Origin of the sequence: Thalassospira sp. SN3W, assembly GCF_038070535.1 — a bacterium.
Lineage (GTDB): Bacteria > Pseudomonadota > Alphaproteobacteria > Rhodospirillales > Thalassospiraceae > Thalassospira > Thalassospira xiamenensis.
The window spans coordinates 71,810-85,866 of record NZ_CP121124.1 but is presented as its reverse complement, the minus strand read 5'-3'; the positions used below and the strand labels follow the sequence as shown (position 1 = coordinate 85,866).

14 protein-coding genes are annotated in these 14,057 nt (G+C 53.8%); 11 read left to right on the top strand and 3 right to left on the bottom strand.

Translation table 11 applies throughout. The annotated features are described in order from the left end of the window. Nucleotides 1–16: 16 nt before the first annotated feature. On the bottom strand, nucleotides 17–1,606 hold the full coding sequence (locus P8T57_RS00380) for an FGGY-family carbohydrate kinase (protein WP_341364238.1): 1,590 nt from the start codon (nucleotides 1,604–1,606) through the stop codon (nucleotides 17–19). A 222-nt stretch (nucleotides 1,607–1,828) separates the two neighbouring features. Here P8T57_RS00380 and P8T57_RS00375 point away from each other — a divergent pair, with 222 nt between their 5' ends. Then, a complete protein-coding gene (locus P8T57_RS00375; RefSeq protein ID WP_341364237.1) occupies nucleotides 1,829–2,563 on the top strand; it encodes an HAD family phosphatase in 735 nt (244 codons plus the stop codon). Nucleotides 2,564–2,570: 7 nt separating this feature from the next. Here P8T57_RS00375 and P8T57_RS00370 read toward each other — a convergent pair whose 3' ends face one another. Beyond that, nucleotides 2,571–3,302, bottom strand: a complete 732-nt coding sequence (locus P8T57_RS00370; protein ID WP_037988586.1) for a FadR/GntR family transcriptional regulator — start codon at nucleotides 3,300–3,302, stop codon at nucleotides 2,571–2,573. A 133-nt stretch (nucleotides 3,303–3,435) separates the two neighbouring features. Here P8T57_RS00370 and P8T57_RS00365 point away from each other — a divergent pair, with 133 nt between their 5' ends. The 3 genes from P8T57_RS00365 to P8T57_RS00355 all read left to right on the top strand — a co-directional run bounded on the left by P8T57_RS00365 (nucleotide 3,436) and on the right by P8T57_RS00355 (nucleotide 6,248). After that, nucleotides 3,436–4,419, top strand: coding sequence for an aldose 1-epimerase (locus P8T57_RS00365; protein ID WP_341364236.1), 984 nt, complete (start codon nucleotides 3,436–3,438; stop codon nucleotides 4,417–4,419). An 85-nt stretch (nucleotides 4,420–4,504) separates the two neighbouring features. Further along, nucleotides 4,505–5,221 carry a FadR/GntR family transcriptional regulator gene (locus P8T57_RS00360; protein WP_007091578.1) on the top strand — a complete coding sequence of 239 codons (717 nt, stop codon included), beginning with the start codon at nucleotides 4,505–4,507 and terminating at the stop codon, nucleotides 5,219–5,221. A 124-nt stretch (nucleotides 5,222–5,345) separates the two neighbouring features. Further along, entirely contained in the window at nucleotides 5,346–6,248 is a 903-nt protein-coding gene (locus P8T57_RS00355; RefSeq protein ID WP_341364235.1) for an SMP-30/gluconolactonase/LRE family protein, read from the top strand. A gap of 65 nt (nucleotides 6,249–6,313) precedes the next feature. On the opposite strand, the gene P8T57_RS00350 is transcribed toward P8T57_RS00355, so the two are convergent. Beyond that, on the bottom strand, nucleotides 6,314–7,078 hold the full coding sequence (locus P8T57_RS00350; RefSeq protein ID WP_341364234.1) for a fumarylacetoacetate hydrolase family protein: 765 nt from the start codon (nucleotides 7,076–7,078) through the stop codon (nucleotides 6,314–6,316). 289 nt (nucleotides 7,079–7,367) lie between these two features. Here P8T57_RS00350 and kdgD point away from each other — a divergent pair, with 289 nt between their 5' ends. The 7 genes from kdgD to P8T57_RS00315 all read left to right on the top strand — a co-directional run bounded on the left by kdgD (nucleotide 7,368) and on the right by P8T57_RS00315 (nucleotide 14,039). After that, nucleotides 7,368–8,294 carry a 5-dehydro-4-deoxyglucarate dehydratase gene (gene kdgD / locus P8T57_RS00345; protein WP_341364233.1) on the top strand — a complete coding sequence of 309 codons (927 nt, stop codon included), beginning with the start codon at nucleotides 7,368–7,370 and terminating at the stop codon, nucleotides 8,292–8,294. A 202-nt stretch (nucleotides 8,295–8,496) separates the two neighbouring features. Then, nucleotides 8,497–9,489 (top strand): TRAP transporter substrate-binding protein, encoded by a 993-nt coding sequence (locus P8T57_RS00340; RefSeq protein ID WP_007091574.1) that lies wholly within the window; start codon nucleotides 8,497–8,499, stop codon nucleotides 9,487–9,489. A gap of 94 nt (nucleotides 9,490–9,583) precedes the next feature. Continuing rightward, nucleotides 9,584–10,129, top strand: coding sequence for a TRAP transporter small permease (locus tag P8T57_RS00335; protein ID WP_007091573.1), 546 nt, complete (start codon nucleotides 9,584–9,586; stop codon nucleotides 10,127–10,129). Then, nucleotides 10,130–11,419 (top strand): TRAP transporter large permease, encoded by a 1,290-nt coding sequence (locus tag P8T57_RS00330; protein ID WP_007091572.1) that lies wholly within the window; start codon nucleotides 10,130–10,132, stop codon nucleotides 11,417–11,419. It begins immediately after the preceding gene. 33 nt (nucleotides 11,420–11,452) lie between these two features. Further along, nucleotides 11,453–12,247: an NAD(P)-dependent oxidoreductase gene (locus P8T57_RS00325; protein WP_341364232.1), complete on the top strand. Its 795-nt coding sequence runs from the start codon at nucleotides 11,453–11,455 to the stop codon at nucleotides 12,245–12,247. Nucleotides 12,248–12,386: 139 nt separating this feature from the next. Further along, entirely contained in the window at nucleotides 12,387–12,911 is a 525-nt protein-coding gene (locus tag P8T57_RS00320) for a sigma-70 family RNA polymerase sigma factor (RefSeq protein WP_063094605.1), read from the top strand. A gap of 75 nt (nucleotides 12,912–12,986) precedes the next feature. Then, entirely contained in the window at nucleotides 12,987–14,039 is a 1,053-nt protein-coding gene (locus P8T57_RS00315) for a FecR domain-containing protein (protein ID WP_341364231.1), read from the top strand. The last annotated feature ends 18 nt before the right edge of the window (nucleotides 14,040–14,057 follow it).

Below are 14,057 nucleotides of genomic sequence, written 5' to 3'. Positions count from 1 at the left end.
GGGCTTTTTTGATGAATCAGCCTACGGCCATGGCATCAAGTTCCTGCCGGTGGGCATGAAGCTTGTGAAAAATGGCATAGCGCCGATCATGGGCGTCCTTTGCGGTTTGGTCCGGGGCGAGGATGGTTTCCTTGCCAGCCATCCGGCGCGATGCAAGGGCAAGACCGCCTTCGGGATCAAGGGCCGCAGCACCAAGCATGGCGGAACCCAGTAGGACCGGTTCGGTGCAATCGGACATCACGACATTGCATCCGGTAACATCGGCATAAAGCTTGACCAGAAGCGGGCTTGCGGTGTGTCCGCCGCTGAGATGGATGTGTTTGATGTCATAACCCGTCGCGTTCAGCGCATCGATGATATGGCGTGTGCCATAGGCAATCGCGCAGGCAGTTGCCCAGTAAAGGTCAAGGAAGCTTTCCTCGCTTTGATCAAGGCTGAGACCTGAAATCACGCCGAGTGCTTCTGAGTCGGCAAGTGGCGACCGATTGCCATGAAAATCGGGCAGAACATGCAGTCGGGGCGCAAGATCGGGTGTTTCCATCATCCGGGGCAAAAGTTTTTCCCCTGCAAGTTTGTGCGCATCACGGCCCATGTCATGCGAAAACGGATGCATGGCCACGATATGATCAAGCAGCGCACCGGTTGCAGACTGACCGCCTTCGTTGAGCCAAAGACCCGGCGCAATCGCCCCGAAATAGGGCCCCCAGACACCTTTAATGAAACGCGGTTCGGAGGATAGAGCCATATGGCAAGTGGATGTTCCGGCAATCATGGCAAAGCGTTCATCAAGATTGCCATCCAGATATTCGCCAAGCGTACCAAGGGCACCTGCATGAGCATCAATCAAGCCTGCCCCCACGACGCAATCGGTGGTCAGGCCAAGTTCGGCGGCCCCCCGATCTGACAGATTGCCGATCAGATCACCAACACCCAATGCCTTGCGGTCAATTCCGGCCTTGGCAGGGAAATCTTCCAGGCCGATCTGATCAAGAAACGCGCGATCCCAAGGATATTTCTGGTGAGCCAGATAAGTCCATTTACAGGTGATCGTGCAGCAGGACCGGTCGTTGCTGCCGGTTGCGCGGAAAGACAGGAAATCGGCAAGGTCATATGCCGCGCCCATTTTATCCCAGTTCTGACGATGATGGCGTTTCAGCCACATCAGTTTGGGCAATTCCATTTCGGGGGACATGGTGCCGCCGATATATTCTAGCACCTTGGCGCCGGTTTTGGTGCATTCTTCGGCTTCGCGGATGGCACGGTGATCCATCCAGACAATAACATCCCAGTTATCCGCACCACCCGGTGTTACGCCAAGCGGACGGTTATCGGTATCGCGGATCACGAGCGAACAGGTGGCATCAAATCCGATGGCTGCGACCTGATCGGCGGCAATATTTGATTTTGCCAGCGCATCGCGAACCGACTGGCAAACCGATTGCCAGATATTTTCCGAGTCCTGTTCGACAAAATCAGGTTTTGGCTTGTTCATGGCGATGGCATGGGCGGCGCTGCCAAGCAACTTTCCATCGACGCTAAACACGCCAGCGCGTGCGCTTCCGGTGCCAACATCCACACCGATGATGAACTTATCTTTAGGGCTCATTTGATCTTCCTCCCGCGGGGCCGATTGGTAGTGTGATGCGTTTTGAGCGCAAATCCGACCCTGATTTCAAGCGATTTCCGCGTATCTTTTTGTCCGCAATAAATTTACATGATGCGTAATTGAGCAAAAGTGCATCGTTTGGTCAAATGCTCATTTTGGTTGACGGTGATATTCGCATTTGTATAGGCTTTTGTCATCAAACCCAATGAAGCCAGGTTCAACATGGCCCCCGGAAATGTCCAAGATAACGCCCGTACCCAGACACTGGCACCGATCATGACCGGTAAGGGTGTCGTTCTTTTTGATTGTGACGGTGTCCTGGTCGACAGCGAACCGATCTCCTTGGCGACACTTGTCGATGTGCTTGATCATTACGGTGCACCGCTAAGTCTGGCAGAAGTTGCAGCACGCTTTACCGGGCGATCAAGTGCCGCCCCGATCGAACATATCCGCCTTGAAACCGGACGCGACATCGCCCTCGAATTCAAGTCGTTCTTTTATGAGCGCCTGTTTGCCCGCTATGACGTTGAACTTCGTAAAACAGACGCAATCGATACGGTCCTTGCCGCGCTTAAAAAACGCAAGATCGCGTTTTGCATTTCATCTAGCAGTTCGGTGCAGCGGCTTGAACGGACAATGAAGGTGACGGGACTGGGCCATTGGTTCGGAAGCGATATTTACAGCGCCGATTTCGTCCTGAAGGGTAAACCGGCACCGGATCTGTTTTTATATGCCGCTGATAAAATGGGGTTTCGTCCGGATCAGGCAATCGTGATCGAGGATTCGATTGCCGGGGTGAAGGCCGCCGTGGCAGCAGGCATGACCTGCATCGGTTATATCGGGGGCGGGCATTATGCCGGGCAGCGTGAAGATGCATCGACCCGGCTTTATGACGCCGGGGCCGATATTGTTTTCGATGACATGCGTGATATCGTCACCCTGATCGAGCAGAGCTAGAGTCTGCCTAGCGCTGCCGCAGCAGGCTTTGATAGCGGGCCTGACTTTGGCTGAGATGTTCGCGCATTGCGGTACGGGCCGTTTCGGCATCACGCGATGCAATCGCATCAAAGATGCGATGGTGTTCGGCCAGAATTTTCTGCATATAGTTTTTCTGGTCTTCGACCTCGGGAGGGCGGCGGCGCAATTGCGCGCGCGGGATGGTTTTATCGCCCAGATGTTCGAGAAACTCGACATAACGCCGGTTATTGGTCGCATCGGCAATCGCGCGATGGAATTCGAAATCGGCCTTTTCGGTCGGATTGCCGCGTTCAAAGCAGTCGGTCATTTCCTGCAGGGCTTCGTATATTTTGGCCTGCTGGGCGGCAGAGCTTCGTGCACAGGCAAGACCGGCGGCCTCGATCTCGACGGCCATGCGCAGTTCAAGAATTTCCAGGACATCGGAAATCTGCGCGGAATCGACGGCAAAGATCGTACTGCCTAGTTTGCGCGGACTGGGAGCCAGCACAAACACGCCTGCTCCTTGGCGCGGTTCGAGCAGGCCATCGGCCTTAAGGGCTGCAATGGCTTCGCGGACCACCGTGCGGCTGACGCCGAACTGTTCGGTCAAAACCGGCTCGGTCGGAAGTTTGCTGCCGGGCGTGCGCATGCCGCTTTCAATTTCGTGACGCAGGCTTGCAATGACCTTTTCGGTTAGCGAAACTTTTCGTGGCGCGTTCTGCGCGGAGTTGTTGCTCATTTTCTTGCTCTGCAAATCCGCTATGATCGGAACCGGATGTTAATAGTGATGAATCTAACATCCTGAAATAGTCCTACGATGTTGGTGACGGAAAGTCATCATATGATTTTGATATAGTGATGAGGCAAGGAAAATGGCCAAATCGGCCGAACCGGAATATCGCTGGAACAGTGGCCCGTTCAGGGTCGGAATTGTGCCCCGCGGCGGGGCCATTTCGCGCATCGACTGGGTGCGTCCCGATGGTAACGGGGTGATCAACCTGTTGCGTCCGGTTGACGAGTATTCCCTGACATCTGGCAATCCTTCGCATCTTGGATGTTTTCCGATGGTACCCTTTGCCAACCGGCTGGGTTATGCCCAGTTCGAATTCGATGGCAAAACCATCAATGTCCCAGCCAACCGTGCACCGGATCCGCATGCCATTCACGGATTTGGTATTTCAAGTATCTGGGAGATCGAACGTCCAACGGTTGATACCATCCGGTTCAATCACAAACATGATGATCCGCAGACCGGTTTTTGTTATGTCGCCTGGCAGCAGATCAAGGTCGCAAACGATACCATTTCAATCGAAATCGGTGTGCGCCATCTTGGCAAGGACCCGATGCCATACGGGATCGGGTTGCATCCATGGTTCCCCGGCGGCGAAAACGCATGGGTGCAGTTTGTTGCGACCGACTGTTTTAGCACGGATGAGGGAAAATTGCCGACCACGCGAACGGTGATTGATCTTGGGCGTGACTTTGCCGATGGCAAGATGATCCGCCATCACAAGGGGCTTGATGTTCATTATATCGGCTGGAACAAACAGGCGGAAATGGTCTGGGCAGACCGGCAGTTAAGCCTGCTTCTGGAAACCAGTGACACTTTGTCGAATCTGCAATTCTATATCCCGGAAAACGGTCAGACATTCTGTGTCGAGCCGGTGTCGCATGTACCAAACGTTCATAACCGTCCGGAATTCAAGGAATTCGGCGATGTCAGGGTGCTTGGCTATAACGATACGCTTTCGGGTGTCATGACGCTGACGCCAAGCCTTTTGACCGGATCGGGTCATGGTCTTGTCGATCAGGATGAAGAGCAGATTGGCAGGCGCGATTATTCACTCGTCGACTGATTGCTTCCCCTTTACCCTGCAAGTATTTGCCGATAAAACTTACAAGTAAGAATGACAAGATGACAAGTTGACGGGGATTGGGGAAATGACCGGCTTGCAACTTAAAATCCAGAAGCGTGAAAAGCTTGCGGATCAGCTTTACGGGCAGATACTTGAGCAGATTGTATCGGGCAATCTGTCCGAAGGGGCCAAGCTGCCCTCTGAAAATGAAATATGTGCATCCTTTGGTGTGTCGCGACCCGTGGTGCGCGAAGCCCTGCGCAAATTGCAGTCTGACGGGTTGGTCTATGCCCGACAGGGCGTTGGATCATTCGTCAAGAAACGACCACCACAAGGGTTGATCGAGTTTGGCGGGATCAATGATGTGGCCGGGTTACTGCGCTGTTTTGAAGCCCGCATTGCGATCGAGGGGGCAACCGCGCGCATGGCCGCCGAACGCGCCACACTGCGTCATCATCGCGACATCGAACGTGCGCTTAAGATGCTTGAAGAAGGTATTGCAGCCGGTGATATAGCCGATCAGGCGGATTTTGAATTCCACATGTCAATCGCACGCGCCAGCGGCAATGATATCTTTGTCACCATGCTGACGTCCCTACATGGCGTGATTGCCAAAACCATGAATGTCGCCTTGAACATCACGCGCACCGGATCGGCCGAAAGGGTAAAAAAGGTTCTTTTGGAACATCGTCAGATTTATGACGCGATCCGTGGACAGGACGGCGAAAGCGCGGAATTGCTGATGCGCTATCACCTGCATCAAGCCCGCCAGCGGGTAACCGACCATGCGCGTGATATGTAACGTCGCCACTTCCACGCACAGAACATCCTGTAAAGTTTCCACGCAAATTTGTTGACAAGTGCCCCTGTGCGCCTGCACACAAGTCATATGACGAATTGCGTCGGAAAGAATACAGGAACGGATCATGTCAGGTGATATTTCAGCCGCACAGCAGCCCCGCATTCTGCTGGAGGAACGGTTTGAACTGGGCGAATGCCCGAACTGGGACGGCGACAATAACCGCCTTTACTGGGCCGATATCATCGGTCAGAAAATCCATGCGCTTGATATCGAAACCGGGCAGCGCCATAGCTGGTCATTTGAAAGCGAAGTCGGCTGTTTCGGTCTGACCGATCAGGGGCGTCTGGTCGTGGCGCTGAAAAGTGACATTATCCTGTTTGATCCGAAAACCGGGGTGCGCGAAAAGCTTGCCGCGGTCGAAGGCGATAATGACATGAGCCGCACTAACGACGGCAAAATCGGCCCGGACGGGGCATTCTGGGTCGGCACCATGGATCAGAATGCCGACAAGCAGCCTGTGGCATCGCTTTATCGCGTGACCGGATCGGGGGAAGTCGAACACAAGGTCGGCGGGATCAAGATTTCCAACGGTCTGGCATGGTCGCCCGATGGTCGCATTATGTATCATTCGGATTCTCGTGGGCCTTGGGTCAATCGCTGGGATTTTGATGCCAAGACCGGCGCGATCAGTAATTGCGAGCTTTTCCTTGACCTTAACGACACGGTCGGACGCCCGGATGGTGCGGCGGTTGATATGGAAGGCTGTTATTGGAGTGCAGGCGTTTCGGCGGGCAAACTGAACCGTTTTGCCCCTGATGGTACCTTGTTGCTATCAATTGATATGCCGATGCCAAATCCGACCATGCCGTGCTTTGGCGGGGTGGATATGAAAACGCTTTATGTCACCAGTCACATGGAAAATTACCCGGCTGATAACCGCGCCGAATTCCCCGATGCGGGCAAACTTGTCATGCTGCGTGTCGATGTCGCGGGGGTGCCGGTCAACCGGTTCCGCGAAGATGTATAGATACTGAAAACAAAAGGGCCGTGCGGTTTGCAGCGCAAGGCCCCTTTGCCATTTTCTGTACGTTTTCAGGCGGTTTTGATTTCGGTGCGCACGGTGCCGACACCTTCAAAAATCGCTTCGATACGGCCATGTTTGGTCAAGGTCGGCGGGGCGCAGGCCCCGGTGGTGATGACATCGCCTGCTTTTAAGTGCTGACCGCGTTTGGTGAGGAACCGCACCAGATAGGCCAATCCGCCAAACGGATCAGGCCATGCGGCGGGGTCGCTGTTTTGCGCCAGAACCTTGTCATCGGACCGTGTTTCTACCGGGCCATTCAGAAACGCCATATCGCGCCAATCGGCAATTTCCGGGCCAAGTACCAGATAGCCGGTGGAATTCAAATCGGCCAATGTCGAGACCGGTCCCTGTTTTTTGGTAAACCGGCGATCTGCGATCTCTATCGCCAGATGCACGCTTTTGATGTGATCAAGGATCGCTTTGGCGGTAGCATTGGCACCAGGAGTGCTCGCCATGACCACGGCAATCTCGGCCTCGATATTCGGGAAATGGACATCATTTGTGGTGATGGTGGCTCCGTCGGCAATGATCCGGCCATCAAGCAGTGGCCCGATCAACGGCCCGTCAAGCCCAAGCCCCGCCTGTGCGGCACGTGTTGCCACCGAGAGCTTCCAGCCGGTTTGTTTCGCACCTGTCAGGGCAAGGGTTGCCTGCTGAACCTTGTACGCCGTTTCGAAGTCGGTCGGGTTGGCACCGTCGGGCAGGGGATCGATCAGGATGTTTTGGGTGAAAGCATCGGCCAGAATTCGGCTTGCCTTGGTGATGTCGGTCATTCCCTGTGCCTATCCTTCTGTTTTTGGAATGTTTTTCGTGGCGTTCTCAGCAGCCTAGCGGAGCATTTGGATGAAGTCATCATATCAATTTCCGGGAGTCGTCTCTTTTTGATGTAGGCCGCGTTTGTATGATGATTTTCGATAAAGGCGATAACGGTGAATAATCCCGGAAAGTGGCGGTTTTACACCCAGACTAAAGTCGATAAGTAATATGATTGACACAATGATATGATGAATTTATAGAATCATCATAGATTATGTCGCTGACTTGTGAATTGAAGGACGTTTTATGCATTATCAGGATCTGAAAACGGCAATTGGTGCCGGTCTTCTGTCTTTCCCGGTCACTCCGTTCAGGGCGGATGGTTCTCTGGATATGAATACCTACCGTACGCATGTTGCCTGGCTGGCCCAGTATCCGGCAGCGGCACTGTTTGCGGCTGGTGGTACGGGTGAATTTTTCTCGCTGACCCCGGCGGAAGTTGTTGAAACCGTCCGTGTCGCGAAAGAAGTTGCTGGTGATACCCCGATCATTGCTGGTTGCGGTTATGGCACCGCCATGGCCGTCGAACTGGCCCGTGAATGCGAAAAAGCCGGTGCCGATGGCCTGCTTTTGCTGCCGCAATATCTGATCGGTGCCAAGCAGGAAGGTATGTATGAACGCGTCAAGGCGGTCTGCAATGCGGTCAAGATTGGTGTGATTGTTTACAACCGCGACAATGCGATCCTGTCTGCCGAAACGCTTTCTAAATTGTGTGATGAATGCCCGAACCTTGTCGGTTTCAAGGATGGTCACGGCGATATCGAACTGGTCACGCGCGTTTGTGTTACGATGGGCGATCGTCTTTCCTATATCGGTGGCATGCCGACGGCCGAAGTTTTTGCCAAGGCTTATAAGGCGGCGGGTGTGACCACCTATTCGTCGGCAATATTCAACTTTCTGCCCAAGCAGGCGCTGGAATTCTATGACGCGTTGACGAATGACGACGATGCAACGATGAACCGCATCCTGACCGAATTCTTCTATCCGTATCTGGCGGTCCGTGATCGCGGCACAGGTTATGCCGTATCAATCGTCAAGGCCGGCATGCGGGTTATCGGGCGCGATACCGGCCCGGTGCGCAGCCCGCTTACTGATCTGAGTGCAGAAGAACATGACATGCTGGCTGAAGTTATCTGCAAGGCGTTCGGCGAGGACGTATTGAAGGTCGCCTAAGCTGTACGAACCGGCAGGTGGCTTCTGCCGGGACTACCTCTGCGACGCTGCAAAAGCAAATAGCGCGCAAAATTCGGTTGTCAGAAAAACCATTACTTGTTGTTACAAGTAACAAGATGTAAGGTTTTCTGACAACAACTGGTCCCATCAGGGAAAACAAGACTTTAACGTTAAACGACATAAAGTCACGGGAGGAATATCAATGAACAAGTTTATGAAAACCACGACGCTGACACTTGCCGCAGCGGCAATGTCGGTTGCTTTTGTTGCCGGTGCGCAAGCACGTGAATGGCGCGGCTGGAATATCCATCCGGCAGACTATCCTGTTTCGACCGGGATGGAAGAATTCGCCCGCCTGATCAATGAAAAATCCGGTGGAAACCTTGAAGCCAAGGTTTATCACGGCGGCGTTCTGGGCGATCAGCCCGATGCCATCCAGCAGGTTCGCCTTGGCGGTCTGGACTGGGCTGTTTTCAACCTTGGTCCGTTGGGTGAAGTCGCACCCGAGGCCAACGTTGTCTCGCTGCCTTTCATCTTTAAAAACGTCGATGCCATGCATGACGTCATGGATGGTCCGGCAGGTCAGCAGATCGCAGACGGCCTTGCAAATGCGGGCCTTCAGGCACTTGGCTGGTACGATTCAGGTGCGCGTTCCTTCTATAACACCAAGCACCCGATCAACACGCCAGAGGACCTCAAGGGGCTTAAATTTCGCGTGATGAGCAACGATCTGTATGTGCAGATGGTTGGTGCCCTAGGCGGTAACGCAACCCCGATGCCGTATGGCGAAGTTTACCAGTCGCTGAAAACCGGTGTGATCGACGGTGCGGAAAATAACTATCCGTCTTATGACAGCTCGGGCCATTTCGAAGCGGCGAAATACTATTCCGTGACCCAGCACCTGATCCTTCCGGAATGCCTGTGCGTCAACAAGGCGCTGTATGACGGTCTGTCGGATGACGAAAAGAAAATCCTTCAGGAAGCAGCCGATGAGTCGGTCAAGGTTCAGCGCGCTGCCTGGGCAGAACGTGCAGAACAGTCCAAAGAGAAAGTTGTTGCTGCCGGTATCGAAGTGAACGAAATCGCTGACAAGGCCGCGTTCCAGGATGCGATGAAGCCTGTCTATGACAACTTCATCAAAGCCAACCCGGATCTGGCCGGTCTGGTCAAGGCGATCCAGGACGCCCAGAAATAAATGATCAAGCCATGGAAGGGCGGCGACATTCTCGCCGCCCTTCTTTACGCTTGTATCCAGTCTTTTTTGTTAATCCATTTCTGGCGGCGTGCGAATGTTTTCTCAACTCACCGGGATGCTTGACCGTTTGGGTGGCAGACTTGCCAAAATCCTTAATCTGATCGGCGGAATTGCGCTGGTAGCGCTTATTCCCGCTTTTGCCTGGCTGGTTTTCGGGCGCTATGTGCTCAATGAAACCCCGACCTGGGTCGAGCAGCTTTCTCTTATCCTGATCGTTCTGATAACCTTTCCGGTTGCGGCTGCCTGTATTCGCGACAACAGCCATCTTTCGGTATCGTTTTTCCGCGATGCATTGCCGCCCAAGGCGGCGGCGGTCATGGCACTGATCAGCTATGCCGCAATGGTAGTGTTTGGTTATTACATGTTTATCGGCGGGTATGATCTTGTTGTATTTAACTGGGCCAAGAAAATGCCGATCATTCACATCCCCGATGGCATGCGGTCGATCCCGATGATGGTTTGCGGGGCAGGCATCGCTTTTTACAGCGTTGTCCATATCCTTAAAATCCTCAGTGGCTGGAACACCATCGCACAAAGCCGTTTTTACAGTGACGAATTGCTTGATAAGGACACCGAATAAATGGGCATGACCATTCTTTTGGGCCTGTTTGCCATTGGCATTGTCATTGGTATGCCCGTTGCCCTTGCACTTGGCGTTGCTGCCCTTGCGACTTTCTTCTTCGAAGGTCTGCCAACCCTGATCGCATTTCAGCGCATCGGTTCGGGGATCAGTGCCTTTTCGCTTCTGGCCATTCCGTTCTTTATCTTTGCCGGTGAACTGATGCTGCATGGCGGGATCGCCAACCGGCTGGTGCAGTTCGCAACCGCCCTTGTCGGCAGCCGCCGTGGCGGACTTGGCATTGTAAACGTATTTTCATCGATGCTGTTTGGCGGCATTTCCGGGTCTGCTGTTGCCGATACCTCCGCGCTTGGCTCGATCCTTATTCCGGTGATGAAAAAGGAAGGCTACCGTGCGGATTATGCGGTCAACGTCACGGTGACCTCTTCGATTGCGGGTATCATGATCCCGCCTAGCCATAACATGATCCTGTATGCTGTCGCGGCCGGTGGCGGGATTTCGATTTCCAAGCTGTTCATGGCCGGTCTGGTGCCGGGTATCATCATGTGTCTGTTGCTTGGGCTTGCCACGTGGCTGGTAGCGATAAAACACGGTTACCCGTCGGTTCCGTTTCCGGGATGGCGCGTTGTCGGGGTTACGGCCATTCGTGCCATCCCCGGATTTTTCACGGCGGTCATTATCGTCGGCGGCGTTCTGAGCGGTATCTTTACCGTGACAGAATCCGGTGCGATTGGCGTGGCTTATGCGTTGATCATTACCGGGATTGTTTATCGTGAACTCAATTGGGCGGGCTTTGTTGCTGCGGTCAAGCAATCGGCTAAAACGACGGCTCTTGTCATGTTGCTGGTCGGGTGTGCATCGGCCTATGGCTATATGCTGGCCTTCTATCAGGTGCCCGATGCACTGGCCCATGCGATTACATCGATCACCGATAATCCGATCATGGTTCTGTTGCTGATCAATCTTATGTTGCTGGTGGCGGGCATGATCATGGATATGGCGGCATTGATCCTGATCTGTACGCCGATCTTCCTGCCGCTGGCGACCCAATTTGGCATGGATCCGATCCAGTTTGGCATGGTTTTGATGATGAATTTGGGCCTTGGCCTTTGTACGCCGCCGGTGGGTTCCTGCCTGTTTGTCGGTTGTGCGATTGGCGGGGTGAAGATTGAAAAGGCCGTCATGACGATCTGGCCGTTTTATCTGGCGATCCTGACGGCGCTTATGCTGACAACCTATGTGCCTGCGATTTCGCTGACGTTGCCGAACCTTGTGTTTGGTGGTGGCTGATCGCGGGTCAAGATGACTTCAAAGAGGAAGACAATGAAACGTTTGCTGATTACCGGTGCTGCTGGCAACCTTGGGAAAATCCTGCGCGAGGGGCTTAAAGGCTATGCCGATGTGCTGCGCCTTTCGGATATCGCCCCGATGGAGCCGGCTGGTCCGGGCGAGGAAGTTGTGCCGTGCGATCTTTCGGATCGTTCGGCTGTCCATGAATTGACCAAGGATTGCGACGGGATCATTCATCTGGGCGGGATTTCGGTGGAAGCCGCATTTGATGACCTGCTGCAGGCCAATTTCCTTGGCACCTATAACCTGTATGAAGGTGCCCGCAAAAACGGCAAGCCACGCATCCTGTTTGCCAGTTCGAACCACGCCATCGGGTTCCACAAGCGCACGACCAAGCTTGATGACAAATCCGAACTGCGCCCTGACAGTCTGTATGGCGTCACCAAATGCTACGGCGAGGCCTTGGCGAGTTACTATTTCGACAAGTTCGATGTTGAAACCGTCTCGCTTCGTATCGGGTCATGTTTTGAAAAGCCACGTGATCGCCGGATGTTGTCGACCTGGATGAGCCCGCGTGACTTCATTTCCCTGATGAAGGCAGTGTTTGATGCACCGATGACCGGCCATCTGGTGATGTATGGGGTTTCGAACAACCGCACCAAATGGTGGAGCAACGATCATGCCGAACTGATCGGCTGGCAGCCGCAGGATAGTTCCGAGATCTTCCGCGCAGAAATCGAGGCAGCCCTCCCGGTCGAAGACCGTCACGACCCGGCTGTGATCTATCAGGGCGGTGGTTTTGCTGCCAAAGGTCACTTTGAAGACTGATCAAATCACTGCTCACTTTAAAGTCAAAGGTCTGCGCAAGCGGGCCTTTTGCTTTTGGGATTGACCCTGAAACCGTGCGCTGTATAAGCATTGATGAAAATGATAACCGTTATCATTGCTGACTAAGCCGGTGAGAGACATGACGGTCAGGGACCGTTTCTGGGATGGGATATATCAACAATACCACGGGCGCCTGTTGCGTCAGGTGCAGAAATATCTGCCCGCTGGCGAGGAAAGCCATGATGTGTTGCAAGACCTTTATATCCAACTTCGCAAACGTGCCGTCGACCCGCGCGAAGTTGACAATCCGCCTGCCTATCTGATGCGAATGGCAACCAATCTGGCGATTGATACGCTGCGCCGTCGCAATCGAAATCCGCTTGATTTTACCGATCCCGCCGACCTTGCCGATATACCCGATGCAATCGGGGATAGTGTGACACCAGAACAAATAAGTGCAGACCGGCAACGTATCGCTATTGTCGGTCGGGCGATTGATGGATTGCCGCCGCGCTGCCGGGATGCTTTCCTGCTGTGCAAGCGCGACCATCTCAGCCCGGCGGAGGCCGCAGAAACCCTTGGCATCAGTCGCAATATGGTCGAAAAACACTTGCGTCATGCTCTTAAACATTGTCGAACGGTGCTGGCGCGATATGAAAACTGAATATCCTCTTTGTGCATTGCCATTCGTCTTTTACATATCAAGCTATTCGATCAATTGCCGGATCCCGCCATTGCCATGACAGAGTTTCGCTATCCCGACGACTGCCAAAGCAATGAAGACATTGCCGATTTTTGGGCAATCCGCCTTGACCAGGGGGATCTGGATCGATGTGAGCAGACGGCTTTTGAGAACTGGCAGGCTGAAAATTCAGGCAATGTGCGGCTTTTGATGCGGGCACGCCAGACATGGCGCAGCATGGAAATGGCCGTAACGGATAGTCCGCGAGTAGCGCAGGAAAATACTGAAAGACAACCCGTCGATCTTGACGGCATCCGCGCCGATCTTGAACGTCTTGGCGCACTTGAAGGCAGGCAGGGGCGATTGCCGGGAATGCAATCCGGCAAACGCCGGTTTCGGCCGAAGCTGGCGGCAGCTATCGGATTGGTCCTCGTCGGTCTGTTTGTGCTGGGTGGGCTTCGTCGCGATCCGGATCTGATCGCGGCCAACGATGCCAGTGCGGTCCGCGAAATTCACGAACTGACAGATGGTTCACGGGTCTGGATGGAACCGGGAACACGGCTTGCGGTCAAATATGATGATACCGGGCGCGATATTACGGTTCTTGAAGGTGGCATTTATATTGAAGTTGCTCCTGACAAATCCCGGCCTTTACGGGTTCGTCTGAATGATATTACCGCCCAGGCCGTCGGCACCGCCTTTGTGGCTTCGAAATGGGGGGGGCTCGCCCGGGTGGAAGTCAGCGAAGGTTTGGTCGATCTGCGCCAGAGTGACGGCAACATACGTTTGGCAAAGCTTTCCGCCGGGCGTGCCGCGTGGCAGGTGCCAACGGGTGACATGCGTTATGGAACGCGCGATGTGGATCGCATTGCCAGATGGCGGACTGGTCGCTGGATGGTTAACGAGATGTCGCTTGAGGAATTGATCGCACGGATTTCGCCGCTTTTGCCGGGGCAGAACTTTATCCTTGATCCGCGTATGGGCGATATTTTCGTTACCGGAAATTTCGATCTGGCAAAACCCCACAGTGCGATGAATGCTCTGATGGCAACCTATGACCTTGAAAATAAAGCCTATCCGGGTGGTTTTCATCTGATTTCAAAAAAATAAACAAAATGACCTCCTCAT

What these genes read in the sequence shown, in the direction of transcription:
- P8T57_RS00325 (WP_341364232.1), top strand. Translation starts at nt 11,453, where the DNA reads ATGAAACGTTTGCTGATTACCGGTGCTGCTGGCAACCTTGGGAAAATC.
- P8T57_RS00340 (WP_007091574.1), top strand. Translation starts at nt 8,497, where the DNA reads ATGAACAAGTTTATGAAAACCACGACGCTGACACTTGCCGCAGCGGCA.
- P8T57_RS00370 (WP_037988586.1), bottom strand. Translation starts at nt 3,302, where the DNA reads ATGAGCAACAACTCCGCGCAGAACGCGCCACGAAAAGTTTCGCTAACC.
- P8T57_RS00315 (WP_341364231.1), top strand. Translation starts at nt 12,987, where the DNA reads ATGACAGAGTTTCGCTATCCCGACGACTGCCAAAGCAATGAAGACATT.
- P8T57_RS00320 (WP_063094605.1), top strand. Translation starts at nt 12,387, where the DNA reads ATGACGGTCAGGGACCGTTTCTGGGATGGGATATATCAACAATACCAC.
- P8T57_RS00330 (WP_007091572.1), top strand. Translation starts at nt 10,130, where the DNA reads ATGGGCATGACCATTCTTTTGGGCCTGTTTGCCATTGGCATTGTCATT.
- P8T57_RS00350 (WP_341364234.1), bottom strand. Translation starts at nt 7,078, where the DNA reads ATGACCGACATCACCAAGGCAAGCCGAATTCTGGCCGATGCTTTCACC.
- P8T57_RS00365 (WP_341364236.1), top strand. Translation starts at nt 3,436, where the DNA reads ATGGCCAAATCGGCCGAACCGGAATATCGCTGGAACAGTGGCCCGTTC.
- P8T57_RS00375 (WP_341364237.1), top strand. Translation starts at nt 1,829, where the DNA reads ATGGCCCCCGGAAATGTCCAAGATAACGCCCGTACCCAGACACTGGCA.
- P8T57_RS00360 (WP_007091578.1), top strand. Translation starts at nt 4,505, where the DNA reads ATGACCGGCTTGCAACTTAAAATCCAGAAGCGTGAAAAGCTTGCGGAT.
- kdgD (WP_341364233.1), top strand. Translation starts at nt 7,368, where the DNA reads ATGCATTATCAGGATCTGAAAACGGCAATTGGTGCCGGTCTTCTGTCT.
- P8T57_RS00355 (WP_341364235.1), top strand. Translation starts at nt 5,346, where the DNA reads ATGTCAGGTGATATTTCAGCCGCACAGCAGCCCCGCATTCTGCTGGAG.
- P8T57_RS00335 (WP_007091573.1), top strand. Translation starts at nt 9,584, where the DNA reads ATGTTTTCTCAACTCACCGGGATGCTTGACCGTTTGGGTGGCAGACTT.
- P8T57_RS00380 (WP_341364238.1), bottom strand. Translation starts at nt 1,606, where the DNA reads ATGAGCCCTAAAGATAAGTTCATCATCGGTGTGGATGTTGGCACCGGA.